Here is a 25,493-nt window from a genome sequence, read left to right as displayed (position 1 = left end):
CGCGCCGGGCCCGGGTGGTGCCGCGCGCCGGGCCCGGGCGGTGCCGGGTGTCCGGGCGCGGGTTCGTGCGCGTTCGGGTGCGGGCTCAGCCTCGGCCGGACCCATGAACCGGCCGTCGATGGACTTGTGCGCGCCGGGGCGCGGGCTCAGCCCGTTTCCCGCCAGCGGTTGGTGATCGGGAGGCGGCGGTCCTTGCCGAAGCCCTTGGCCGAGATCTTGGTTCCCGGCGGGTACTGGCGGCGCTTGTACTCCGCCGTGTCCACCATCCGCAGCACCCGGGTGACCAGCTCGGGCTCGAAGCCGGCCGCGATGATCTCCTCGCGGCCCTGGTCGCGGTCGACGTACCGCTCCAGGATCCGGTCGAGCACGTCGTAGTCCGGCAGCGAGTCGGTGTCGACCTGGTCCGGGCGCAGCTCGGCGCTCGGCGGTTTGCTGATGGAGTTCTCCGGGATGGGCGGGGTCTGCCCGCGCTCCCGGGCGGCCCGGTTGCGCCACCGGGCGAGCCGGAAGACCTGCGTCTTGTAGACGTCCTTGATCGGGCCGTACGCGCCGACGGAGTCGCCGTAGAGCGTGGAGTAGCCGCAGGCCAGCTCCGATTTGTTGCCCGGGGCGAGGACGATGTGGCCCTCCTGGTTGGAGATGCCCATCAGGGTGGTGCCGCGCAGCCGGGACTGGAGGTTCTCCTCGGCGACACCGGTGAGGCCCAGGGCCTCCATGTACGCGTCGAACATCGGGCCGATCGCGACGGTGCGGTAGTTCAGCCCCGTACGGGCGGCGAGGTCCGCGGCGTCGTCCTTGGAGTGCTCGGAGGAGTAGCGGGACGGCATGGACACGCCGTAGACGTTCCGGGCGCCGAGGGCGTCGCAGGCGATCGCGGCGCAGAGGGCGGAGTCGATGCCGCCGGAGAGGCCGATCAGCACCGAGCGGAAACCGTTCTTGGCGGCGTACGCGCGCAGGCCGACGACGAGTGCCGAGTAGACCTCCTCGTCGTCGTCCAGCCGGTCGGCGTACCCCTGGGTGAGTTCGGCCTCATAGGCGGGGAGCGGGTCGGCGCCGAGCGTGACGTGCTCGACGCGCAGGCCGTCGTCGACCGTGCCGGAGGGGGGCTCGGCGGCGGCAGCGGGCAGGTCGAGGTCGAGCAGCACACAGCCCTCGGAGAACTGCGGGGCACGGGCCACGACCTCGCCGCCGGCGTCCACGACGATCGAGTCGCCGTCGAAGACCAGCTCGTCCTGGCCGCCGATCATGGCGAGGTAGGCAGTGGTGCAGCCCGCCTCACGGGCCCGCTTGCGGACCAGGTCCAGGCGCGTGTCGTCCTTCTCGCGCTCGTACGGGGAGGCGTTCACGGAGAGCAGCAGCCCGGCGCCGGCGGAGCGGGCGGCGGGGACGCGGCCGCCGTCCTGCCAGAGGTCCTCGCAGATGGCGAGGGCCACGTCGATGCCGTGCACCCGGACGACGGGCAGGGTCTCGCCGGGGACGAAGTAGCGGAACTCGTCGAAGACGCCGTAGTTGGGCAGGTGGTGCTTGGCGAAGGTCAGCACGACCTCGCCGCGGTGCAGTACGGCGGCGGCGTTCTGCGGCGCGCCGGCGGGCTGGCCGTAGCGCGGCTGCGCCGTCTCGCAGCGGTCGAGGTAGCCGACGACGACGGCGGCCTCGCCGAGCCCCTCGTCCCGCAGCCGTGCGGCGAGGGCGCGCAGCGCGGCACGGCTGGCCTCGACGAACGAGGAACGCAGGGCGAGGTCCTCGACCGGATAGCCGGTCAGCGCCATCTCCGGGAACGCCACGAGATGGGCGCCCTGCTCGACGGAGTGCCGGGTCCAGTGGACGACGGATTCGGCGTTTCCGGCGAGGTCGCCGACGGTCGAGTCGATCTGGTTCAGTGCGAGGCGAAGTTGAGGCACGTTCGCCAGTGTAATCGTCTGACTGACGCTATGGCGGCCCGGCCGGCGGCACGTGTGCCGCGCACTGATTCCGCCGGTCCCGCGCCCGGTCCCGCCGGGGCCTCACGTCGTCCGTGAGGCCCCGGCGGCGGTTGCGAAACGCCCTGGTAATCCTGTGTTGTGATACTGGGGAACCCGCTGACCGGCGGGGCTCGTGAACTGGCGTTCGACCTGCGAGGATGGGCCACATGGATAAGCAGCAGGAGTTCGTGCTCCGCACGCTCGAGGAGCGCGACATCCGGTTCGTGCGGCTCTGGTTCACCGATGTCCTGGGCTTTCTCAAGTCCGTGGCCGTCGCTCCGGCCGAGCTCGAGCAGGCCTTCGACGAGGGCATCGGCTTCGACGGCTCCGCCATCGAGGGCTTCGCCCGCGTCTACGAGTCCGACATGATCGCCAAGCCGGACCCCTCGACCTTCCAGATCCTGCCCTGGCGCGCCGAGGCCCCCGGCACCGCCAGAATGTTCTGCGACATCCTCATGCCGGACGGCTCGGCCTCCTTCGCCGACCCGCGCCATGTGCTGAAGCGGATCCTCAACAAGACCTCGGACCTGGGTTTCACCTTCTACACCCACCCCGAGATCGAGTTCTTCCTGCTCAAGAACAAGCCGGTCGACGGCACCCGCCCGGTCCCCGCGGACAGCTCCGGCTACTTCGACCACACCCCGCAGAACGTCGGCATGGACTTCCGCCGCCAGGCGATCACGATGCTGGAGTCCATGGGCATCTCGGTGGAGTTCTCCCACCACGAGGGCGCCCCCGGCCAGCAGGAGATCGACCTCCGCTACGCCGACGCGCTGTCCACCGCCGACAACATCATGACGTTCCGTCTGATCATGAAGCAGGTCGCGCTGGAACAGGGCGTGCAGGCCACGTTCATGCCGAAGCCGTTCTCGGAGTACCCCGGGTCCGGCATGCACACGCACCTCTCGCTCTTCGAGGGCGACCGCAACGCCTTCCACGAGTCGGGCGCCGAGTACCAGCTCTCCAAGGTCGGCCGCTCCTTCATCGCCGGCCTGCTGAAGCACTCCGCGGAGATCTCCGCGGTCACCAACCAGTGGGTCAACTCCTACAAGCGCATCTGGGGCGGCTCGCAGCGGACCGCGGGCGCGGGCGGCGAGGCGCCGTCGTACATCTGCTGGGGCCACAACAACCGCTCCGCGCTGATCCGGGTCCCGATGTACAAGCCGGGCAAGATGGGCTCGACCCGGGTCGAGGTCCGCTCGATCGACTCGGGCGCCAACCCGTACCTGACGTACTCCGTGCTCCTCGCGGCGGGCCTGAAGGGCATCGAGGAGGGGTACGAACTCCCGGCGGGCGCCGACGACGACGTCTGGGCGCTGTCCGACGCCGAGCGCCGCGCGATGGGCATCGAGCCGCTGCCGCAGAACCTCGGCGAGGCGATCTCCCTGATGGAGAAGAGCGAACTGGTCGCCGAGACCCTGGGCGAGCACGTCTTCGACTTCTTCCTGCGCAACAAGAAGCAGGAGTGGGAGGAGTACCGCTCGGAGGTCACCGCCTTCGAGCTGCGGAACCTGCTGCCGGTGCTGTAGCGGCAGGTCAGAGCGGGTTTCCCGCTGATTCGGCGGATGGGGCCGACGGTCACGCACCGTCGGCCCCACGGCGCCTCACAGACCCTGGGCCGTCTCTGGGCCGTCCGGCGCCGCATCGATGCCCTCGTACAGGCCGTCCACCGCCTTCCGGGCCCGCGCGTCGCTGCTCGGCATGAGGTGCGTGTAGACCCGGAGCGTGAACCCCGGATCGTTGTGTCCGAGGTGGTGACTCAACGCCTTGATGTTCTCGCCGGCATCCAGCAGGACTGAGGCGTAGAAGTGTCTGAGGCGTGCATGCCGTGTTCCCGGGCGGACTGGTGGCGTTCGTCCGGCCTCGGCTCCGGGATCACCCCAGCCGCCACGAGAGCGGATTTTCCACGTGCGGTCGTTGAAGTCGGTCCGCCGAACCGCGCCAGTGCCGTCGAGACGAGTGAACAGCAGCCGCTTGGTGACGGGCGGACCGTCCGGCCGGAACCACGGCAGGGTGATCTCCACTGGTGGGAACGACTCCACGTGCTGCTTGAGCACATGCGCCACGCGGTCCGGCAGGGGAACGTCGCGGAGCTTGTTCCGCTTCGGCGGGGCGAACACGAGACCTTGCTCCGTCCCCTTCACCTGATTCGCGATGTGCAGCCATCCCGAGTCGAAGCCGACCTCCTCGACGGGCAGTCCGAAGATCTCCCCTGCCGGAGGCCGCATCCGCCTCCGAGATCCACCGTCGCCCGGTGGCACTCTGGCAGTGCTGCCCGTACAGCGAAGACGCGCTCAGAGCTCCACGGCACAACGCGGCCACTCCCCGCAGCAGGGGGCCGCACGGATTTCGCGTGACAGGGGTTCTTCGACAGGTGACCGTCATCAACAGCCGCATTGAGGACCGTCGACACGTTGTTGCAGCTCACACGCCGGTACGACGACGCGGCAACAGCCCGCTCCAATTCGCTGAGCCAATCCCGGACCAGGGCAAGACCGTGGCAAAGGTGTCCGCCGGCTCCAGGGCGGTGCTGCGCTCCTGCCATCGGTTCGTTGATGATGTGCCCTGGTCGACTCAAGCGACGCACTACAGGGCACATCGCTCAGGACGGCTTCCATCATGTCGGCCGTCCGACCCGCCTCCCACAGATGCGTGTAAGCGTTCAGCGTGCGCACGGGATCGTCCCCCCCCGTCTCGCTCGTGTACGGCAGGCATGGCGCCACACTGACCATGCCCCACCCAGGCCATTCCTCATGCGCGGCAGGCGGAGACGTGCTCTTGCCGAGAAGGCCTCCTTTTTCGTCGTCTTACTGCCACAATGCCTGGGTTCGCGTGAGACGTGAAGGAGAGGTGCCGGTGCTGGCAGAGACGGCAGCGCTACGGCTTGGTACCACTGTGGCCAACGCAGCGGGGCGGTTGTGGCTTGGGGGTAAGCAACGAGAGCAGGAGCGATCGCTGCCGATGGAGGAGCTGGTCCGCGTACGCGTGCCTGGCGTGCGACTCCAGCGCGAGGTCAGGCAGCAGTTCGAGCAGATCACCAACGCCGTGTTCGACCGGCTGGAACCCTTCTTGCAGCACGCCTTCGAACGCTTGGAGGATGGTGGGCGCTTAGCCGTGATCAGCGCCGTGGCCGACACGTTCACGCGGGCGGATCTCTCAGACGAGGCACTCCTTGCCGCAAACGCCCAGCCAGCTGAGCTCATCCGTCGATTGACCAGCTCAGTGACCGCGCCCATTGGGCTGAACGAAGTGGAAACCCGCTTGTACGAGGTGCTCTTCGCCGAGTGTGTTGAGTACTACGTACGCATCGTGCGCAGCCTGCCGGTCTTTGAGGAGCGGGCAGCCGCGGAGCTGTTGGCTCGGACGACCACACTGGGTAATGAGGTAGCCCGCATCCTCGAACGCCTTCCGGACCGTTCACTGTTGGCTCCGGACGGCACGGACCAAGACACTGCCTTCCGCCGGTCCTACCTGGAACTGGTCAGCAGGGATCTCGACGAAGTCGAACTGTTTCGACGTACATCCGACCAGGCGACTGCACCCCGCGTGCGACTGTCTGTCGCTTACGTCAGTCTGCGGGCTACCGGGGACGACGGGAAACGACAACGTACCGCTCGCTCGCTGCCACCACTCAGGCCCGACATGAAGCACTGGGAGGAAGCCGCTGGCGAGACGTCAAGCATGCGGGTCGAATCCGCGTTGAGCGGTACGTCACGCGTATTACTGAGGGGCGAGGCTGGGTCAGGTAAGACGACGCTACTGCGCTGGCTGGCTATCATGGCGGCACGCGGCGCTTTCAGTGGCGATCTCGCCAACTGGAATGGCCTCACTCCCATTCTGATCAAACTGCGTGAGTATAGCGGTCGCCAGCTGCCCAATCCGGAGGCGATGCTCGATGGAGTCGCCGGACCGATCACTGGCATCATGCCTAGAGGATGGGTGGAGAGGCAGCTGGAAAGCGGTAAAGCGCTGCTCTTGATCGACGGCGTAGACGAGCTGCTTGACCGGGAGCGTCGAGCGGTACGCGATTGGCTGCGTAAGCTGCTGAGTCAGTTTGCCGAGGTCCAGGTAGTAATTACCTCGCGTCCTGCGGCGGCCAGCGCGGACTGGCTCCGTCGCGAAAAATTCATGACTCTTCACCTGGACCGAATGACGCCGCCAGACTTGGCGGCTTTCGTGCGACAGTGGCACCAGGCTGTACGTGAAATAGGCGGTGAGCTACCTTGCGCCGTGGATGAACTCCCACAATACGAGCAGTCTCTACTCACCAGCCTGAAGGATCGCGCACATCTGCAGTCGTTAGCCGGCACACCATTGTTGGCGGCCATGCTGTGCGCGATGCACCTGAACAGAGGGCGCCAGCTTCCGCGGGATCGTCTGGAACTGTATCGCAATGCTCTGCATACTCTGGTTCATGAGCGAGACGCGGACAGAAATGTCCCGAGTGCCGTGGACAGCGCCTTAAGTCTCCGCGACAAACTCGCCATCTTGAGCGACCTTGCATGGAGGCTGTCGGATAACAATCTCAGCGAGATCGACCTGGACAGAGCAGCTGGTTACGTTGCGGCGGAGCTCAGGGCAATGCGCCATCTGGACATCGCGGATGGCCGACAGGTCTTAGAGCATCTACAGCACCGATCCGGCATCCTGCGCACCCCTGCTGTGGGACGCATAGATTTCGTGCACCGCACGTTTCAGGAATATCTCGCAGCCAAGGAGGCTGCGGAAGAGGACCGCATCGGCAACCTGGTTGGCCGAGCGCACCTGGATCTCTGGAGAGAGACAATCATCATGGCGGCGGGTCATGCCAACGCTCGCCAAAGGAATGAGTTGCTGGGGGGTATCCTCGACCGCGCCGATGAAGAACCCCGAAACGCGCGCCCCTTACGCCTTTTGGCGGCAGCCTGCCGGGAAACTTTGCCATCGGTACCTGATGAGCTTGCGGACCGCTTGGACGATGCCGTGACCAGACTGCTTCCGGCCAGGCGGATCACTGATCCGCCCGCGCTGGCGGCGGTTGGGACCAGCCTACTGCGCTGGATGCCCCGGTCATTGGGAGAGCTGACTGAGAAGTCCGCAGTGCAGACAGTACGGACTGTAGCGCTCATCGGAGGCGAAAAGTCTATGGAATTACTGGCGGGTTACGTGAAGGAGGGGCGTGCGCCAGTAATTGAAGAGCTCATTAGCGCGTGGGACTACTTCGACGCGGACGCCTACGCTGAGAAAGTTCTGTCCCGGCTCCCATTGACTCGATGCGATGTGCCGGTTAACCACTCCGGCCAACTGCGTACGGCCGGCCGATTGCATTCCATGTCACGAGTCAGAATTTACCTCCCGGTTCGCGACCTCAGCTTCCTGTGTGACTATCCACCTTTGACAGAGTTGTGGGTTACTAAGGTCAGGGGGGAAGTTGACCTGTCCATCCTCCGCGCCCATCCCGACTTGCAGCAACTAATGTTGTTTGGTTGGGGTTCATTGAAGGAAACTTCGGTGCTCGCGGATCTGACTGAGCTCCGCTGGTTGGCACTTCCTCTCTCCGACGATTTTGAGCTGGGCACCCTGCATTCACTCCCCAAGCTCAAGGTTATTAGTTTCTCTCACATCGCGGGAAGAGACTTGACTCCATTAACCACTCTCGTCGGCCTGCAGAATGTCCATTTAGTCGGAGACAATAAAAGCAGGATGACGGGCTTCGAAGATCTCGCCAGACTGAAGAGTCTTGCCGGATTGTGGTTTTATGATCAAGATGTGAGAGCCTGGCTCACGGGCCTCAAGAGCGCCCCGCCCCGGCTGAGGGAACTGTACTTGAATGACTGCATAGTTCCCCTGGATCATCACGCCTTCGAAAAGCTTGGTGGACTTGCGCGCGTTACTCTGTCTAACTGTCGGACCCCCGATGGTGATCTCCTTGACGCCCTGGATATTCCTGGAGTGCACGTCACCTACGAATGACGGGAGAGTCTGTGGAGACCATTACTCAGCTCGTAACCATATTCACGCTTCCTCTGGCCTTGTGGGGCTTGTATCTCAATTCCCGGGATGCCAAGAATGCCAGAACGCTGGAGGCGGCCATCGCCTTCTCCGACGCGTTTCGCTCCCGTTGGGAGTCGGAATGGAGGCAGGCTCTCAAGGAGGCTGAGGCGTGCAGAGCTGCCAACCAGAAAATACCCGCAGAGTTGGACGACCGTCTCCTCAACCTGCTGAACTGGTTGGACTGGGTGGGATATCTTGTCCAAAGTAAGGCTTTGGCCAAGCCCGAGCCCATTCTGCATTCAATCGCACCCCAGATTCTACGCGCTGTCCGCGTCCTTGCCCCAATCCTCGAACGTGGCGAGCAGCAGCACGGAACGGAATACTGGAGCGGCGTGAGAGCGCTGGAGTCTCTGCTGGCGGCTACGAGGGGCCAAACCCTCCCCATCGTGCGACCCCGCCGTGGCTCTCCCTTTCGCCGAGGCGGCCTGTTCCGCTGGACCGAGATGCGCCGGCCCGCCTCCGGTGTGTCCCCGGGCCGGTCCGGGAACTCCCCGGGGCAGCCCCGGGACCCGGCACCGGGGCGCGGCCGTTGAGCGTCAGAGCGGGTTGAGGCGGGCCTTGAGCAGGCAGAACTCATTGCCTTCGGGGTCGGACAGGACGTGCCACTGCTCCTCGCCCGTCTGGCCGATGTCGGCCGGGCGGGCACCGAGCGCGAGAAGGCGCCGCAGCTCGGCGTCCTGATCGCGGTCGGTGGCGTTCACGTCGATGTGCAGCCGGGACTTCCCCTTCTCCGGCTCGTCCCTGCGACTGAGGATGATCGTCGGCTGCGGGCCGCCGAACCCCTCGCGCGGCCCGATCTCCAGCGTGCCGTCGTCCTCGCGGTCGAGCACGACGAAGTCCAGGACCTCGCACCAGAACCGCGCCAGCGCCTCGGGATCCCGGCAACCGAGCACGAGTTCACTGATACGACACGCCATGACGAAACCCACTCTCGGCCTGGGAGTTGCCGGGGATGCCACACGCGAACCGCGCGGGCCCCGGCGGTGAGAACAACGCCGCGACCGTACCGGACGCCGCGGCCGCGGGCGAAACGATTTCAGGGCCTGCCGCCTGCCTAGTAGTACCCCTTGGTCCCGTCGAGCAGTTCCCTCACGATGTCCGCGTGCCCCGCGTGCCGTCCGGTCTCCTCGACGAGATGGATCAGCATCCAGCGGAGGTTGGCGTTGCCGGAACGGTAGTCGGGGTGGCGGCCGACGTCGTCCAGGGAGGCCGCCGCCACGATCTCGTTGCTCCGGGCGCACTGGGCCTCGTACTCCGCGAGCAGCTGCTTCAGCGGGGTGCCGTCGGTGCGCCAGTCGGCGTCCTCGTCCGTCTCGTCGAAGGCCGGGTTCCGCGTCTTGTCGCCGCCCAGGAACAGCACTTCCAGCCAGGTGTGCTCGACCCACCGCATATGGCCGATGAGCCCGGCCATCGTCATGGCCGGCGAGGTCGGGACGACGGCGCGGTGCGCGTCGGCCTCGCTCAGGCCGTCGCATTTCCACCGCAGAATCCGCCGTTGCAGATCCAGCCAGCCGATGAGCGCGGTGCGTTCGTCCGCCAGCAAGGGGGGACGCTCGAATGAAGGTGTCATGCCTGCGGACGTTAGGGCGCCCGGACTCGGGCTGTCGCCTGGTTTTCGGCGGGTGCGGGAGAGGCGCCGGAACGGGGCCGGCGGGTGCGCCCGGGCTCCGGCGGCGGATACGGGCACGGGCCGCCGGTTGCGGGCAAGGGGCTTCCCGCCGTGGGGCAGCCGGGCCGTCGGTGCCGCGCCGCGGTCGCCACGGGGCCGGGCCCCGGGCTTCCGGCGCCGGTGCCGCGGGCTTCGTTCACGCGGTTCGCCGGGGCACGGTGGCACGGTGGTGCGGTGCGGCGGGGGAGCGGCAGGGCCGGCGGGCGCGGCTCGCGGGCGCGGGTCAGAGCATCCGGCGGAGCGCTGTCTCCACGGCATCGACCAACGGATCGCCCGCGGTCCCGGGGTGACGGGCGAGGCCGAGCCCGACGTCGGGCAGCGGGGGCAGGGCGTCCGCGTCGTGACAGGCCATCGCCGGTTCGAGATTGGCGGGCAGGAGCGCCGCGACCCCGAGCCCGGACCGTACCGCCGCGAGCACACCGGCGAGGCTGTTGCTCTCGAACGCCACCCGCCAGCGCCGCCCGGCGCGTTCGAGTGTTTCGAGCACGGACGTCCGCCACGCGCACGTCCCCGAGAACAGCACCACGGGCAGCGGATCCGCGTCCACGGCGACACCGCGGCCGACCGCCCAGACGAGCGGCAGCCGCACGGTCCAGCGCGGCGGTGACGGCACGGCCGGGATCTCGTCGAGCACGAGCTGGACCCGTCCGGCGTCGTAGGCCTCCCGCGTCTCCGCGGTGGACAGGCTGAGCACTTCCAGTGTCGCGCCGGGATGCAGCCGGGCGAGGTCGGCCAGCGCCTGGGGGAGCCGGGAAGCGGCGAGATCCTCCAGCAGCCCGACGCCGCAGTGACCGGTCAGCGCCCGCCCGGTCTCGGTGAGCGCCTGGGCGGACAGCGCGAGGATGCGCTCGGCGAACGGCAGCAGTTCCTCGCCCGCCCTGGTCAGCGAGACACCGGACGGTGTCCGGCGGAGCAGCGGACTGCCGACGGCGCTCTCGAGCCTGCGCAACTGCTGGCTGAGCGCGGGCTGGGTCCGGCCGAGCGCCGTGGCCGCACGGCTGATGCTGCCCGCCCGCGCAGCGGTGACGAATGACCGCAGCAACGCGGTCTCGAGGTCTCGGGCCATAAGGTTCCATGATACCGGGTCGCTTCGATTAATGATTTCCTATGACTGAGCGGTTGATCTAGCGTCACGGCGCGTGAAGAGATATCGCCAGGTCCTCGCCGTACCGGGGATGACGCCGCTGCTGAGCGTTTCCCTGGTCGCCCGTGTCGCCGTCACGTCCGATGTCATGGCGCTGACGATGTACGTCGTCCTCGCCCTGGACATGAGCTACGCGGCGGCGGGAGCCGTGGTGGCCGCGCTGACCGGCGGAGTCGCGCTGGGCGGGCCGCTGCTGGGCCGGCTGGTCGACCGGCGGGGCCTGCGCACCGTACTGTCGGCCACCATCGTGCCGCAGGCCGTGTTCTGGCTGAGCGTGCCGGTGCTGCCGTACGCGGTCCTGCCGTTCGCCGCCTTCGCGGCAGGCCTGTTCATGGTCCCGGTCCAGCCGGTGACCCGGCAGGCGATCGCCGCGATGACGACGGCTGGGCGGCGCCGGGCGGCTTTCGCGCTGGAGTCGGTGGCGGGCGAACTGTCGTACATGGTGGGGCCGGCGGTGGTGATCGTGTGTGCGGCCCAGGTGTCCCCGGGTGTGGTGGTGTGGGGTGTCGGCGCCGCGATCGTCCTGGGCGGGGTGGGCATCGCCCTGCTCAACCCTCCGCTGCGTGGTGAGGACGAGGCGGCGGCGGGCACGGCCGCGCGTCCCCGGCGCCGGGAGTGGCTGGGCGCCCCGATGATCGCGGTTCTCGTGATGGGCTTCGGTACCACGACGCTGCTCAGCGGCATCGACCTCGCCATCGTCGCCACGCTCAAGGAAGCCGGTCAGGCGTCCTGGGCGGCGATGGTCGTGGGCGTGCTCGGCCTGGCGTCCGTCGTCGGCGGCCTGGCGTACGGCGCGCTGCCCCGGCCGATGCCGGTCTGGCTGCTGCTCGGCCTGCTCGGGCTCGTGACGATCCCGGCCGGACTGGCCCGCGATTGGCCGTGGTTGTGCGTGGCCGTGCTCGGCGCCGGGCTGCTCACGGCGCCGACCCTCTCCGTGGTGGCCGACACGGTGAGCCGGCTGGCGCCCGCCGGTGCGCGGGGCGAGGCGAACGGTCTGCAGTCGTCGGCGCTGAGCGCCGGTTTCGCGCTGGGAGCACCGGTCGTGGGAGTGGCGGTCGACGCGTCCGCGCCGGCCGGCGGGTTCGCCGTGGCGGGCCTCGCCGGTCTGATCGCCGCGGCGGCGGGATGCCTGCTCTCACGCCCGTGGTCCGCCGTGGTGCGGCAGCGGTTCGCCCTGCCCGGGACGGAGCAGACCGCCGCCGAGCGCTGACGGTCCACACGCCGCCGGGAGCCTGCCGTCGGNGGCTCCCGGCGGCGTCCGGACCGGGCGGCTCGGAAGGACGCGTGCCGCCCGGCGCCCGGCGCCCGGCGTCCGGCTCAGTTGATGTGGAGGGTCGTGATCGTGCCGTAGTTCTTGGTGATGCTCTCGTTCTTGCCGAAGTAGTGGCGGTAGAGCCAGCCGTCACCGGGTTCGTACTCGAAGTACCCGGCGTTGTTGCCGCTGCTGAAACTGGTGACCCGGTCCTGGTCGATCCAGAGGTCGCCCGCGTCCGCGAAGCACCTCCGGGCACCGAGACCGTTGTCGAACGTCATGCCGATGGTGAAGTAGTCCCCGACGAAGACGCATTCGACGAAGTTGATCTCGTGTGTGGCGTGGGCCGGTGCGGTGCTGAAGGCCAGGGCCGTTGCGGCCAGCCCGGTCACCACAGCTATGCGTATCTTCTTCATCATGCCGCCCCCTGGTGTGCGTCGACGGTGCGCGCGGGACTTTCCGGGCGGAGCGAACCGAGGCTCCGGCCGGCCCGCTGGATCGAGCTTTCATCGTGCGACTCCCGGGCCACGACCGGACAGAGCCGGACGGTCTGCCGGACGGGAAGACCGGCATGCCTGAAAGAGCAGGCGCGTCACCCCCGCGGCGGCGGTTTGTGCGGGCTCCCGCGAGAAAGACGGGGATGCATGTTCGAGAACTTCACAGCAGAGACCGTCGAGACCGGGGAGGCGTCCGTGTTCGTCCGGCATGGCGGCTCCGGTCCGCCCGTGCTGCTGCTGCACGGTCACCCCCGTACGTCCGCGACCTGGCACCGGGTCGCGCCGCGGCTGGCCGGGCGCGGGTTCACGGTCGTCTGCGCCGACCTGCGGGGCTACGGCCGTTCCCGCGGCCCGGCGCCCACGGCCGACCACGGCGCGCACTCCAAGCGGGCGATGGCGGGCGACATGGCCGCGGTCATGCGGGCGCTCGGGCACGAGCGGTTCGCCCTCGCCGGGCACGACCGGGGCAGTTATGTCGCGCTGCGGCTCGCGCTCGACCGTCCCGGGCTGGTCTCCCGCGTGGCCCTGCTGGACTGCCTCCCGATCAGCGAGCACCTGTCCCGGATCACGCCGGAGTTCGCGACGCTGTACTGGCACTGGTTCTTCTTCGCCCGGCCGGACGTCCCCGAACGCGTCATCAACGCCGACCCGGACGCCTGGTACGCGAGCAGGGGCGACCCGGAAGGCATGGGGGAGGAGAACTACGCCGAGTGGCGCGAGGCCATGCGGAACCCCCGCGTCGTACGGGCCATGCTGGAGGACTACCGGGCGGGCCTCACCGTCGACCGGCGCCACGAGGAGGCCGACCGGGCCGCCGGCAGACGGCTGGAGCCCCCGGCGCTGGTCCTGTGGTCCGTCCGGGACGACCTGGAGGAGCTGTACGGCGACCCGCTGCGGATCTGGCGGGACTGGGCCGCCGACGTCACCGGCCACGGCATCGACTCGGGGCACCACATGGCGGAGGAGGCGCCGCGGGAACTCGCCGCCGCGCTGGGGGACTTCTTCGGGGCCTGAGGGGCGGGCGGGGTCCTCCTTGCGTACGACGGACCGGCGGATGACGGCGGCGTTCGCGTTCCGCCGCCAGAGCGACGCGCCCGGGTCCCGCGCCTGCCTACCGTGGTGCCATGACCGCGACGCACACGCCGTACTTCCGCTCGCTGGGGCCGCTCGAGGTGGTGGGCACCGGCGGTCCCATCGGTCTCGGCCCGCCGCAGCGGCAGGCGCTGCTGCTGCGGCTGCTGTCGGAGGACTGCCGGCCGGTGAGCGTGGAACGGCTCTGCGAGGACCTGTGGGACGGCAACCCGCCCTCGTCCGCGGTGTCGTCCGTGCACGCCCACATCAGCAGGCTGCGGTCCGCCCTGGGAACCCCCCGGGAGCGGGGCGCCGGCCGGGGCGAGGCGGCGCCGTCCGCGGAACTCCTCGCCAGTACCTCCGCCGGGTACACCCTGCGGGTGCCGCCCGACCGCCGCGACACGTATCTCTTCGAGCGGGCCGCCGAGCGGGCGCACCGCCTCGCCGCGTGCGGCCGCCCCGGGCCGGCGCGCCGCACGGCCGAGGAGGCGCTCGGCCTGTGGCGGGGGCAGCCGTACGCGGAGGCGCGCGGGCTGCTGTTCGCCCGGCAGGCGTCGGACCGGCTGGAGGGGCTGCGCCGCTCGGTGCAGGACCTGCGGGCGCGGCTGTTCCTCGACGAGGGCCGCGCCGACCGGGCCGTGGCCGCCGCGGAGGAACTGACCGGCCGGGACCCGCTGCGCGAGACGTCCTGGGTCACGCTGCTGCGCTCCCTGCACGCGGCCGGGCGCACCGCCGAGGCCCTTCAGCGGTACGAGACGGTGCGCCGGATGCTGGCCGACACCCTCGGCGCCGACCCCGGCCCGGAGCTGCGCCGCACCCATCTGGCCCTGCTGCGGCAGGACGGCCCGGAGGCGGAAGCGGCCCCGGGCCGCCGGTGCGCCGCGCGCCGCGGCCTGTCGTACGTACGCGGCTGCGCGCTGCCGGACCGCGGACCGACGGCACGGCGGGCCCGCTGACGCTGAGGCGGCGGCGCCGGACGGCCCCGGAACTCTCCGCCCCGCCGCGGCGGCACGTCACTCCAGTGGCCCGGGCCGGTGGCAGCCGGCCGGGTGTGCTGCCCAGCATGGAGGGAGGCGCCGCCCGGACCCGGCCCTCCGGGAGGGCGGCCGCCCCCGCGCGCCGGACCCTCCGGGCGTCCCCGAGGGCGGCGCGCACACCTCCCGGTACCGCACGAAAGTGGTTCGGACGGACCGGTGCCACGCACCCGAGGAGCCCCGGCCCCATGGAGACCCTGCGTCTGAAGAACGGCAACACGACCATCGATCCGCGACTCGACCGCGTTCCGCAGTTCGACGAACGCAGCAGGGAGTACCCGATCAGAGCGCTGGTCACGGAACGGGCGCCGTTGCGCTCGGCCGGCTGGGCCTGCCCCGTCTGGCTCGACCAGGGCCGGGAAGGCGCCTGCGTGGGTTTCTCCTGGTCGCACGAGCTGATCGCGACTCCGGTGCCGGTGGACGAGGCCGACAACGCGTTCGCGCGGGACGTGTACCGGGAGGCACGGCAGGTCGACGACTGGCCGGGGGAGGAGTACGAGGGCACATCCGTGCTCGCGGGGGCCAAGGCGGTCGTCAACCGCGGGTACATGGAGGAGTACCGCTGGGCCTTCGGCATCGACGACGTGCTGCGGACGCTGGGCTACTTCGGGCCCGTCGTCATCGGGGTCAAGTGGTACGACTCGATGTTCCGGCCGGCCCCCAACGGGCTGCTCGAGGTGTCCCCGGGAGACTTCGGGGGCCACGCCATCCTCGTCCGCGGTGTGTCCCTGAAGGCCCGGCTCGCCGGTCACTCCGGGACCGTGCCGGTGGTACGCCTGCGCAACTCCTGGGGGCGCAAGTGGGGTGTCGACGGGGACTGCTACATGCGGGTGGAGGACCTCGACGCGCTGCTGAGAGACGGCGGGGAGGCCTGCGTACCCGTCGTGCGGAAGACCGGCCCCCTGAACTCGCCGCGGACCGACCCCGGTCTCCTGCGGGAGTCCGGGGAGATCAGCTGACCCTTCGCCGCCGGAGGCCGGAAGGGGAGGCCGCCGGTCGCCGGGCGGTGCGCAGCCAACGCCCGCGGCGGGGCCATCCCAGTGCGGCCGGGCGGTCCAGTCCGTTCTCGTCGGCACGGTCGCGGAGCCGGCGGACCAGCTCCGCCGGATCCCGGCCGGCCCGGTCGCGGAGGGCTTCGGGAGAGGCGATGTCCTCGGCGATCAGCAGGTGCAGCATGTGCGGGTCGGCGAGATCCGGATGGAGCTGTGCCAGCAGGGCCACGTCCCGGAGCCGCTGTACGAAGGCCCGCGAGACCCGCAGATGCTCGGCCAGCTCCTGCTGCCGCTCGGCGTTCTCCGTCCGGTGGGCGAGGTCGGAGGCGGAGGTGATGCCGGCCCGGGCGAGGAGGGACTTGTGCCCGGCGAACACCGGCAGGTCCAGGAAACGGTCCGGCGTCAGCCCGGCCACCAGCCGCCTGAAACGGTCACCGGAGTGCAGCGGGCTGAAGCAAGGGTCCGCCGCGGCACCGGTCCGGTCGCGGTCGGTGGCGACGGCGAACTCCAGGTCCTCGACCGCCTGGCCGAGCCGCATCGCGCGGTCCTGGCCGGGAAGCTCGGCCAGGAAGCAGTCGAGGCAGGCGTGGTCGTAGGTCAGCCGCGGGGCCGCAGGGGGCTGTCCGGGCCGCTGGTGGGGGTGCAGCCAGCCGGCTCCGGTCTGCGGGGTGACGCCGCTCAGCACCTCGACGCAGTGCAGCAGGTTCTCGGCGAAGGGACGCGTGTACTCGGCCTGCTGGGCGAGTTGCGGCCGCTTCCAGGGGAGCCGGCACAGCCGGTTGAGTTCGGCGGCCGACCGCGCCGCTTCCAGCAGAGCCCGGTGGTCCCGCTCGCCGGTCCGCAGATAGCCGTTCAGCCAGTGCACGGTACTGCTGTACATGACGCGGATCCGCAGCGGGGCCCACCCCTCCTCGGCGTCCCCCTTCCCCGCCAGGCCGGACTGCACGTACTGCCGGTCGAGTGCCTCCGCGAACTTCGCGTAGTCCGTCTCCCGGCGGTCGGCACGCTCGTTGGCCGCCCACATGTACTCGAAGCGCGCCAGTACGTAGTCCGGGTCCAGGTCCATGGCACGGCTCAGCAGCCTCACCCGCTCGCCGCCCTGTTCCGTCTCCTCGACGAGGGACTTGCTCGTCGCGATGACCTGGAGCGCGACGCTCTGCCACCGTCGCGCTCCGCACAGGTCCGCGCGGAGGTCCACATGAGCCTCGCCGAGCCGCAGCAGGATGAAGGCGGCGGCTCCCGTGAGCATCTGCGCGCGTGCCCGGTCCCGTGCCGTGCTTCTCGCCGCGTCGTCCGGCCCGGGAGCGATCCCCGGGAGCCCGAGGTCCGGTCTGCTGAAGACGGAACTCTCGGCGTGGCGCCCGTTGCGGGACAGGGTCATCGCGACGCGCTCGTCGTCGACGAAGGTGACCCGGGCACGCCAGGTGAGGTCCGCGCGGAGCGCGAAGAGGAGACGGGACACCGCTCCCGCGACCTTGCCCGCGGGCAGCGCGCTCAGATCCTCGTTGGTGATCTTGCTGATCGGTGTGGTCGCGATGGCCGAGGTCGCCCGGTTGAGGGCCTTGGGGGACTCCATCCCCAGGGTCTTCATCCGGGCGAGCAGATAGTCGGTGGACCCGGCGCTCACGGTGCCGTCCGGCTGCTGCACCTCCACCTGGAGCCGCAGGTTCTGGCCCAGGGTCGCCGCCGTCAGCACGACACCGATCCAGGTCAGCGCGGCGTAGACGACGAGCAGCCCCTGCTCGGGAGCCGGCGGGGCGATCAGCAGGACCAGGCCCGCCACGACCGCCGCGGTCAGCGAGAGCAGCAGGGCCACCCAGTGCCTCCAGTCGCGCCCGGGTTCGCGGACCGACGCCAGGACGACCAGGACGACGGCGCCCGGCCCGCACAGCAGCAGCGCCGCGCACGCCCAGGCGAGCAGGGGCTCTCCCGGGGCGAAGGGCTTGAACATGGCGTAGAGCGGGAGCATCGTCGCCGCCCCGCCCGTCAGGAGGAAGCCGAGGGTCCCGGCGGTCCACCGCTCGGGTGTGGGCCATGCGACCGAGCCGACCCGGACGAACACGCGGGAGGACAGGCCCGCGAGCCCGTACAGGACGGCCAGGCCGACGGCGCTCGCCAGCAGCATCCTGGTGATCGGGTCGCCCCAGTCCTTCCAGAAGCGGTCCCAGTTGGCCTGGGCCTCGGGCCCCGGACGGCTCGGGGCACCGGCGGCCCGGGCGGCGCCGACAGGCGTGGAGGCACCGACAGGTGTGGAGGCGCTGACCGGGTGGGGGACACCGGCAGAGGTGGGGGCACTGACGGGACCGGGGGCGCCGACAGGCGGCGGGCCACTGACCGGGCGGGGAGCACCGGCCGGAGCGGCGGGCCGGGCCTCGTCGGCGCCGTCCGCGGGAAGGGCGCGGTACCGCGGGGAGGCGTGCGGGAGCAGGTCCGTCCGGACCGTGGAGGGAGCTTCGGGGGAGGCCGCGCAGGCCGGTGCGGCGCAGGCCAGGACACCGAGCAGGACGGCGGTGGCAACTCGCGCAGGACCTCTCCACACACCGGACTCCTCAACAGGGCCAAACCGCCACCACCCGCATCGAACCGACCCTAAGACGCCCTCCACCGCCCCGCACCCGCACACCGCGGACGGCGGAGAGCCGGCGGCCCGTACCGGAGGAATCCCGGGGGTGCGGGGCGGGGCGGGGCGGCCCGGGGACTGTTTCCCGGACGTCTCGGCCCGCCGCCGGCCGACCGGCGGTGACAGGCGCGCACCTCCCGGCCCGGGCGCGCACCTCCCGGCAGCCGGGCGCGCCCGACCGCCGTTGCGTCAGCCGGCCGGCTTCTCCCAGACCGAGACGTGCTGCTCGCTCTCGTGGGTGAAGGGCTCCCCGGTCCAGTCCGACCAGCGCGAACGCAGCCGCAGTCCGGCGAGCCGGGCCATCAGGTCGAGTTCGGAGGGCCAGACGTAGCGGAAGGGGATGGAGCGGTAGCTGCTCCGGTCGCCGGTCACCTCGACGTAGTTGGAGCTCAGCTCCTGGGTCGCGGTGTCGTAGGTGTCGAACGCCCAGTGCGTCGGCGTCGCGTACATCGGCACGATGCGCTGCCCCGGCGGCAGTCTCCGCAGGGCCGGGACGCCGACCTCGACGACGAAGCAGCCGCCGGGGGAGAGGTGGGCCGCGGCGTTGCGGAAGCAGTCGACCTGCGCGTCCTGGGTGGTGAGGTTGTTGATGGTGTTGAAGACCAGGTAGGCGACGGAGAACGCGCCGTCCACCCGGGTCGTCGCGAAATCGCCGATGGTCACGCCGATCGCGTCGCCGCCCGGCTTGGCGCGCAGCCGGGCGGTCATGGCCCGCGACAGATCGATGCCGTGGACCGGGACGCCGCGGGCGGCCAGCGGCAGCGCGATGCGACCCGTGCCGATGCCCAGCTCCAGCGCCCGGCCGTCACCGGCCAGTTCCGCCAGCACTTCGACCACCGGCAGCACGGCGCTCGAATCGAACATCTCCGCCGATGACTGGTCGTACGTCGCCGCGACGCCTTCTCCGAAATATCCGTCCCCGTTGTCCATGTTGGGACGGTACTGCGCGGCTTCCTGGTGACGCACGGTGTTATCGGGCCTCGGCGTGGCACGCCGGGCGTGCGCCGGGGCGCGGAAACGTGCTCTCGTACGGCGCGCCGGGCGCTCCCCGTACCCGCGCCCGGAACGCATCACTCCGTACGCGGGCCGCCGCGCCGCTGTGCCATAGGCCGTCAGCGGTCGGCCGTCGGTGACACCAGCCCCGTGTCGTACGCCAGGATCACCGCCTGGACGCGGTCCCGCAGCCCGTACTTCTCGAAGATGTGGCCGATGTGCGTCTTCACCGTCGTCTCGCCGACGTGCAGTTCCCGCGCGATCTCCGCGTTGGACAGGCCGCGGGCCAGCGCGCGCAGCACGTCGAGCTGGCGCGCCGTCAGGGCGTCCAGGCTCGGCGGCACCCGTACGGGCTCGGCGGGCGCGAGCCGGGAGAAGCGGTCCAGCAGCCGCTGGGTGATGCGCGGGGAGAGCACGGCCTCGCCCGCCGCCACCGTGCGGATGGCGTCGACCAGGGACTCCGCGGGACCGTCCTTCACCAGGAAGCCGCTGGCACCCGCCCGCAGCGCGTCCACCACATGCGCGTCCAGGTCGAAGGTGGTCAGGATGATGATGCGGCTGGCCGAACCGGACGCGGCGATGAGCCGGGTCGCCTCGACCCCGTCCAGGCGCGGCATCCGGATGTCCATCAGGACGATGTCCGGCTGCAACGCCCGGGTGTCGTCGACCCCTTGCGCGCCGTCCGCGCTCTCCCCGACGACGACGATGTCCTGCTCGGCCTCCAGGATCAGCCGGAAACCGGTCCTGATCATGGGCTGGTCGTCGACCAGCAGGACGCGGATCGGCTGGCTCACGAGGTGCCTCCGGAGGCGGTGTCGGCGGGAGTGGGAACGGGAATCGTGGCATGGACGCAGTAGCCGCCACCAGGGCGGGGGCCGGTGTGCAGGACCCCGCCGGCCGCGGCTATGCGCTCTCCCATGCCGACCAGCCCGTGGCCCGACCCGTCCGGCGCCGCGGTCCGCGCGAGCGGTGCCGCGGCCGGCCGCCCGTCGTCGCAGACGCGGACGGCCAGCCGCGCGGGGTCCTGTTGCCAGTCGAGGGTGAGCCGGGCGCGGATGTGCCCGTCGTGCCCGGCGTGCTTGAGGGTGTTGGTGAGGGCTTCCTGGACGACGCGGTAGGCGGCCAGCTCCGAACCGGCCGGCAGGGGCACCGGTTCGCCGCCGGTCTCCACGTCGACGTGCAGCCCGGCCGCGCGGACCGACCGCACCAGCTCGGGGATCGCCGCGATGGTGGGCTGGGGCGGCTGCCGGGTGGGGTCCGGCTCGTCCTCGTCGTCGGTGCGCAGCACCCCCAGCAGCCGCCGCAGTTCGGTGACGGTGGCCCGGCCGGTCTCCTCGATGGTCTTGTGCAGCTCGTGCGCCTTGGCCCGGTCGCGGTCCTGCACCCGGTCGGCGGCGATCGTCTGGACGACCATCAGGCTGACGTTGTGGGCGACGATGTCGTGCAGCTCCCGCGCGATGCGGGTGCGCTCCTGGGCAACGGCGGCCCGGGCGTTCGCGGCCTGCTCCCGCTCCACGGCCGCGGCCCGCCGCAGCACCTCCCTGCTCATCGCCCGCCGGGCCCTGACCAGCCTGCCGAGCGCCCAGGGCGCCACCAGCAGCGCGGCGAACGTCACCGAACTGGAGACCCGGTACTCCGTTACGAGCAGCCCCACCCCGAGCGCCCCGGCGGGAGTCAGCACCGCGAGGGCCACGAGGGCCGTACGGGCCGGGGTGCGCAGCGCGGTGAGGAACACCGTTGCGGCCAGACCGCAGTAGGTCGGGCCGATCGAGGGCCCCCACGGGCCGGCGAGCGGCGGGAGATACGCCATGCCCTGCACCGTGACGGCCGCGGCCATGACGACGGCCAGCACCGGCAGCGGCCACCTCCGGTGGCCGGCGAGCGGAGCGGCGGCCAGCAGGAACAGGCCGTACCCGAGGCCGTCGAGCTCCCGCATCGGCGGGCCGTCGGGCACGGCCGCCAGGGCGGACGGCCCGCTGAGGGCGACGACCACGGCCAGGACGACGTCGAGCACGGCCGGCCGGACCCGGCGGCGCGCGATCGTCTCGAAAAGGGCCATGGCCGGAACGGTAGCCGTCCCCCGGGCCCGCCTCCTCGACCCGGGGACGGAACGCGGCGGCCGGGCTCCTACCCCGGACCCTCGTACCCGAGGAGGAGGCGGGCGGCCGGGGACGCGGCGCGCGGGCCGGTGCCCTCGGCCTCCCGGGGGAGCCGCCCGGGGTGCTCCTCCCTGACGGCGAGGCGCAAGTTCCGTTGTGCGGCCGAAGCCCGGGCCGCCGGCCGCGGCTGCAATGGAGGAAGTCCGTCCGCGACACATCAGGGAGACATCGTGCGGCCATCGGTTCAGCGGCAGGCCACCCCAACCGCCCCGGGCGGACCCGGCTGCGCGGTGCGGCTGCGGGACGTGACCAAGCAGTACGGCCGGGGCCCCGCGGCGGTGCGCGCCCTGGACGGCGTCGGCCTCGACATCCCGCCCGGCACGTTCACGGCCGTCATGGGGCCGTCCGGCTCCGGCAAGAGCACCTTGCTGCACTGCGCGGCGGGACTGGACCGGCCCACCTCCGGGTCGGTGCTGCTGGGCGGCACCGAGCTGGCGGACCTCGGCGAGGCGAAGCTGACGGTGCTGCGGCGCCACCGGATCGGTTTCGTCTTCCAGGCCTTCAACCTGCTGCCCTCGCTCACCGTCGAGCAGAACATCACCCTCCCGCTGCGGCTGGACAACCGGCCCGCCGACCCGGCCTGGCTGCGGCAGATCGTTCAGCAGGTCGGCCTCACCGGCCGGCTCGGCCGGTGGCCGTCGCAGCTCTCCGGCGGCCAGCAGCAGCGGGTGGCCATCGCCCGGGCCCTCGTCACCCGCCCGGAGGTGGTCTTCGCCGACGAACCGACGGGCGCGCTCGACCCGGACACCGCCGAGGACGTGCTCGCCCTGCTCCGCCGGGCGGTCACCGACCTGCACCAGACCGTCGTCATGGTCACCCACGACCCGCAGGCCGCCGCGCACACCGACCACGCCGTCTTCCTGGCGGACGGCCGCATCGTCGACGGCATGCGGGCACCCGACGCCGACCGGGTGCGGGAGGTCATGACGACCCTGCGGAGGACCGCCTGATGCTGCGGCTCGCCCTGCTGACGTTCCGGGCCCGCAGGGGCACCTTCGCCGGGACGTTCGCCGCCCTGCTGCTGGGCTCCGCGGTGCTCTCCGCCTGCGGCATCCTGCTGGAGTCCGGCCTGCGTTCCTCCGTCGAGCCGCAGCGCTACGCGGCCGCCGACGCCGTCGTCGCCGGACCGCGGCACATGGAGATCCCCGTCGACACCCTGGAGGGGCCGCGGCGGGAGAGCGTGCCGCTCACCGAACGGGCCCCGGTCCCGGCCGCTGCCGCCGGCCGGATCGCGGACGTGGCGGGCGTGCGGGACGTCGTCCCCGACATCGGGTTCCCCGCCCGGCTCGTCGGCGCGGACGGCGCCCCCGTCCCGGGACGGCTGGGCGCGCCGGCCACCGGCCACAACTGGTCCGGTGTCCGCCTCGGCGCGTACGAACTCACGCGGGGCCGTGCCCCCCGGGGCGACGGCGAGGTCGTCCTCGACGCCGACCTGGCCCGCCGGGCGGGCGCGGGCACCGGGGACGAGCTGTCCGTGATGACCGGCTCCGAGCCCCGGGCGGTGCGGGTCACCGGCATCGTGTCGCTGCCGGAGGGGACCGCTCCGCGCCGGTCGGCGGTCTTCTTCTCCGACGCCGAGGCCCGGCACCTCGTACCCGGAGGGACTGTCACCGCGTACGGCGTCCTCGCCGAGCCCGGCACGGACACCGGCGAGCTGGCGCGCTCCCTCGACGCCGCGCTCACCGGCGGCCCGGAGGTGTACACCGGCGACCGGCGCGGCCACGCCGAGTTCCCCGAGGTCGCGGTCGGCGGCGGGGCCGTGGTCACCCTCGCCGCGGCCGTCGGCGGGAACGTCCTGCTCGTCGCCGTCCTCGTCGTCCACTCCACGATGTCCCTCTCGGTCCGGCACCGCCGGCGGGAGATCGCCCTGCTGCGCGCGGTCGGTGCCACACCGCGGCAGATCCGCCGCATGGTCGCCGCGGAGACCTCCCTCGTCGCGGCCGTGGCGGGCGTCCTGGGCTGGCCCGTCGGGGTCGTCCTGGTGCACTGGACGCGGGACCGGTTCGCCGGGTACGGCATCGTCCCGCCGGACTTCCGGCCGGTGATCGGGCCGCTGCCGGTGCTGGGCGCGGTGCTCGTCACGGTCCTCACCGCCCTGACCGCCGTCCTCGTCGCCGCGCTGCGGGCGTCCCGCGTCCCGCCGTCCGAGGCGCTCGGCGGGGCAGCGGCCGAGCCCGCCGGTCCCGGGCGCGGGCGCACGATCACGGGTCTGGTCCTCGCGGGCTGCGCGGTCGCCGCGTTCGGCACCGGGCTCCGGCTGCGCGGCGACTTCCAGGCCCTGGTCGGCCTCGCCAACTCCATGGTGCTGATGCTCGTCGTCGCGGCGGCCGTGCTCGGGCCGCTCCTGGCCCGGGGCGCGGCGCGATTCCTCGGGCCCGTGCTCCGCCGGACCGGGGTCACCGGCGGGCTGGCCGCCGCCAACACCCGTGCCGACGCCCACCGGTTCGCCGGCGCCGTCACCCCGCTGGTCCTCGCCGTGTCCTTCGCCGCCACCGTGGTCTTCGCGCAGACCACCGCGCTGGAGGAGGCCGCGGACCAGACCCGGGCCGGGCTCGTCGCCGACCGGGTGCTGACCTCGGCGGCCGGCGTCGAACCGGGTGTCGTGGAGCGGGTCCGGGACCTTCCGCAGGTCGAGACGGCCACCGGACTCGTCAGGTCCGAGGCCGTGGCGGTCGGCAGCATGCTGGGCGAGGAGACCAGCACCGTCTTCCAAGCCCAGGGCCTCGACCCGCGGGCCCTGGGCCGGACCGTCGACCTGGACGTCCGGGACGGCGACCCGGCCAGGCTCCGGCCGGGCACCGTGGCCGTGAGCGCCCGGGCGGCCTCGCTGCTCGACCTGGACGTCGGCGGGGGCACCGTGCTGTGGCTGGGCGACGGGACGCGCGTCGAGGCGGAGGTCGTCGCCGTCTACGAGCGCGGCACGGGCTTCGCCGACCTCACCTTCGACCACGACACGCTGCTGGCCCACACGACCGACCGGCGGGACACGACGGTCCTCGTCGCCGCCACCGGGGGCGCGGAGGCCGGGAAGAAGCTGGACGAAGGACTCGCGGACATCGCCGCGCGCTACCCGGGCACCGTCGTCCGGGCCGACCTCGCCGTCCGCGACCAGCTCCGCGAACAGGAGGCCAACGCCTGGGTCAACTACCTCGTCGTCGGCATCATCATCGCCTACACCGGGGTGACCGTCGTCAACACCCAGGCCATGAACACGGCCACCCGCCGCCGCGAATTCGCCCTGCTGCGGCTGGCCGGCGCCCATCCCCGCCAGGTGCGCCGCATGATGCGCCGGGAAACCCTCGCGGTCGTCACCGCGGGCGTGGTCATCGGCACCGCCGCCTGCCTGCTGCCGCTGGCGCTCGTCGCGCTCGCCGTGAACGGCACGGTGGTCCCCGGCATACCACCGCTCGGCCTGCCGGCCGTCGCCGCCACGGCCGCCGTCCTCGCGGCCGCCGGGACGATGATCCCCACCCGGCTGCTCCTGCGCATCCCGCCCGCCGAGACGCTCGGCGCCCGGGAGTAGTGACGGACCCAGGGCCCCCACCACACGACAGGCGGCGGGGCCCACCGCCCCCGACGAAACCCGTCACCCGTCCCGCACGACAACCCACAGCTGGGCAACAGGACAAGGGCAGGCCGCGGAAAGCCGCCCGGCCCCGGAATCCACCGGCCCCCGACGAAAACCGGCGCCGCGACGAGCGGCAGCCGGGCGACAGGAAGAGGCGGGCGACCCGAAGCCACCGGGCCCCGGCGGAAACCGGCATCCGGACCGCACACCGAGCGACAACCGGGCGACGGGAAGAGGGGACGGCCCAGGAGAAGCGCCCGGCCCCGGAACCTACCCGGCCCCGACGAAAACCGGGGGCCGGACCATACGACGGGCGGCGGCCGGGCGACAACGAGAGGGTCGGGTCCGGAGAGGCGGGCGGCCCTGAAACCACCGGAACCCGACGAAAACCGGGAGGCACGGCCCGCACGACGGCCCGTAGCCGGGCGACAACGAGAGCGGACAGGCCCGGAAGGGCGCCCGGACCCGAAAACCGCCGGACCCCGACGACAACCGGGGGG

Annotated in this window: 18 protein-coding genes; 8 read left to right on the top strand and 10 right to left on the bottom strand. The window is 71.5% G+C overall.

Going from position 1 to position 25,493, the window contains the following annotated elements; genetic code table 11:
* Positions 1-146 precede the first annotated feature (146 nt).
* On the bottom strand, positions 147-1,901 hold the full coding sequence (locus GCU69_RS23925) for an NAD+ synthase (protein WP_098751616.1): 1,755 nt from the start codon (positions 1,899-1,901) through the stop codon (positions 147-149).
* 227 nt (positions 1,902-2,128) lie between these two features.
* Here GCU69_RS23925 and glnA point away from each other — a divergent pair, with 227 nt between their 5' ends.
* A complete protein-coding gene (glnA, locus tag GCU69_RS23920) occupies positions 2,129-3,490 on the top strand; it encodes a type I glutamate--ammonia ligase (protein WP_098751617.1) in 1,362 nt (453 codons plus the stop codon).
* A 75-nt stretch (positions 3,491-3,565) separates the two neighbouring features.
* Here glnA and GCU69_RS23915 read toward each other — a convergent pair whose 3' ends face one another.
* On the bottom strand, positions 3,566-4,189 hold the full coding sequence (locus GCU69_RS23915) for a tyrosine-type recombinase/integrase (RefSeq protein WP_156207135.1): 624 nt from the start codon (positions 4,187-4,189) through the stop codon (positions 3,566-3,568).
* 628 nt (positions 4,190-4,817) lie between these two features.
* Between GCU69_RS23915 and GCU69_RS23910 the strand changes: the two genes are divergently transcribed.
* Entirely contained in the window at positions 4,818-7,913 is a 3,096-nt protein-coding gene (locus tag GCU69_RS23910; RefSeq protein WP_156207134.1) for an NACHT domain-containing protein, read from the top strand.
* Positions 7,914-8,530: 617 nt separating this feature from the next.
* On the opposite strand, the gene GCU69_RS23905 is transcribed toward GCU69_RS23910, so the two are convergent.
* The 3 genes from GCU69_RS23905 to GCU69_RS23895 all read right to left on the bottom strand — a co-directional run bounded on the left by GCU69_RS23905 (position 8,531) and on the right by GCU69_RS23895 (position 10,729).
* On the bottom strand, positions 8,531-8,911 hold the full coding sequence (locus GCU69_RS23905) for a VOC family protein (RefSeq protein ID WP_098751629.1): 381 nt from the start codon (positions 8,909-8,911) through the stop codon (positions 8,531-8,533).
* 137 nt (positions 8,912-9,048) lie between these two features.
* Positions 9,049-9,564, bottom strand: a complete 516-nt coding sequence (locus GCU69_RS23900; protein ID WP_098751618.1) for a DinB family protein — start codon at positions 9,562-9,564, stop codon at positions 9,049-9,051.
* 322 nt (positions 9,565-9,886) lie between these two features.
* Positions 9,887-10,729, bottom strand: coding sequence for a LysR family transcriptional regulator (locus tag GCU69_RS23895; protein ID WP_156207133.1), 843 nt, complete (start codon positions 10,727-10,729; stop codon positions 9,887-9,889).
* Positions 10,730-10,802: 73 nt separating this feature from the next.
* Here GCU69_RS23895 and GCU69_RS23890 point away from each other — a divergent pair, with 73 nt between their 5' ends.
* Positions 10,803-12,017, top strand: a complete 1,215-nt coding sequence (locus tag GCU69_RS23890) for an MFS transporter (RefSeq protein ID WP_218037971.1) — start codon at positions 10,803-10,805, stop codon at positions 12,015-12,017.
* Between the two features lie 107 nt (positions 12,018-12,124).
* Here the strand turns inward: GCU69_RS23890 and GCU69_RS23885 are convergent, their stop codons facing one another.
* The gene (locus GCU69_RS23885; protein ID WP_143671121.1) at positions 12,125-12,478 is read right to left on the bottom strand and encodes a hypothetical protein; all 354 of its coding nucleotides are present in this window, start codon (positions 12,476-12,478) and stop codon (positions 12,125-12,127) included.
* 225 nt (positions 12,479-12,703) lie between these two features.
* On the opposite strand from GCU69_RS23885, the gene GCU69_RS23880 reads away from it, so the two are divergent.
* The 3 genes from GCU69_RS23880 (at position 12,704) to GCU69_RS23870 (ending at position 15,620) form a co-directional block, all read left to right on the top strand.
* Complete coding sequence (locus GCU69_RS23880; protein WP_156207132.1) at positions 12,704-13,570, top strand: alpha/beta fold hydrolase; 867 nt, start codon at positions 12,704-12,706, stop codon at positions 13,568-13,570.
* Between the two features lie 110 nt (positions 13,571-13,680).
* Entirely contained in the window at positions 13,681-14,583 is a 903-nt protein-coding gene (locus tag GCU69_RS23875; RefSeq protein WP_098751623.1) for an AfsR/SARP family transcriptional regulator, read from the top strand.
* 266 nt (positions 14,584-14,849) lie between these two features.
* On the top strand, positions 14,850-15,620 hold the full coding sequence (locus GCU69_RS23870; protein ID WP_098751624.1) for a C1 family peptidase: 771 nt from the start codon (positions 14,850-14,852) through the stop codon (positions 15,618-15,620).
* Here GCU69_RS23870 and GCU69_RS23865 read toward each other — a convergent pair.
* The 4 genes from GCU69_RS23865 to GCU69_RS23850 form a co-directional block, all read right to left on the bottom strand.
* Complete coding sequence (locus GCU69_RS23865; protein WP_156207131.1) at positions 15,613-18,192, bottom strand: DUF4332 domain-containing protein; 2,580 nt, start codon at positions 18,190-18,192, stop codon at positions 15,613-15,615. The two genes, GCU69_RS23870 and GCU69_RS23865, sit on opposite strands and share 8 nt — an antisense overlap.
* Positions 18,193-18,462: 270 nt before the next feature.
* Positions 18,463-19,203: a class I SAM-dependent DNA methyltransferase gene (locus tag GCU69_RS23860; protein WP_098751626.1), complete on the bottom strand. Its 741-nt coding sequence runs from the start codon at positions 19,201-19,203 to the stop codon at positions 18,463-18,465.
* Positions 19,204-19,385: 182 nt separating this feature from the next.
* A complete protein-coding gene (locus tag GCU69_RS23855) occupies positions 19,386-20,060 on the bottom strand; it encodes a response regulator (RefSeq protein ID WP_257155671.1) in 675 nt (224 codons plus the stop codon).
* Positions 20,057-21,325, bottom strand: a complete 1,269-nt coding sequence (locus GCU69_RS23850) for a sensor histidine kinase (protein WP_170315919.1) — start codon at positions 21,323-21,325, stop codon at positions 20,057-20,059. Before GCU69_RS23850 ends, GCU69_RS23855 begins: the two co-directional genes overlap by 4 nt.
* Before the next feature lie 270 nt (positions 21,326-21,595).
* Between GCU69_RS23850 and GCU69_RS23845 the strand changes: the two genes are divergently transcribed.
* Positions 21,596-22,375: an ABC transporter ATP-binding protein gene (locus GCU69_RS23845; protein ID WP_235978667.1), complete on the top strand. Its 780-nt coding sequence runs from the start codon at positions 21,596-21,598 to the stop codon at positions 22,373-22,375.
* Positions 22,375-24,948, top strand: coding sequence for an FtsX-like permease family protein (locus GCU69_RS23840; protein WP_156207129.1), 2,574 nt, complete (start codon positions 22,375-22,377; stop codon positions 24,946-24,948). The genes GCU69_RS23845 and GCU69_RS23840 overlap by 1 nt, the downstream gene beginning before the upstream one ends.
* Positions 24,949-25,493 lie beyond the last annotated feature (545 nt).

The organism is Streptomyces lycii (genome assembly GCF_009735685.1).
Taxonomy (GTDB): Bacteria; Actinomycetota; Actinomycetes; order Streptomycetales; family Streptomycetaceae; genus Streptomyces; species Streptomyces lycii.
This window is presented reverse-complemented; position numbering and strand designations above follow the sequence as displayed.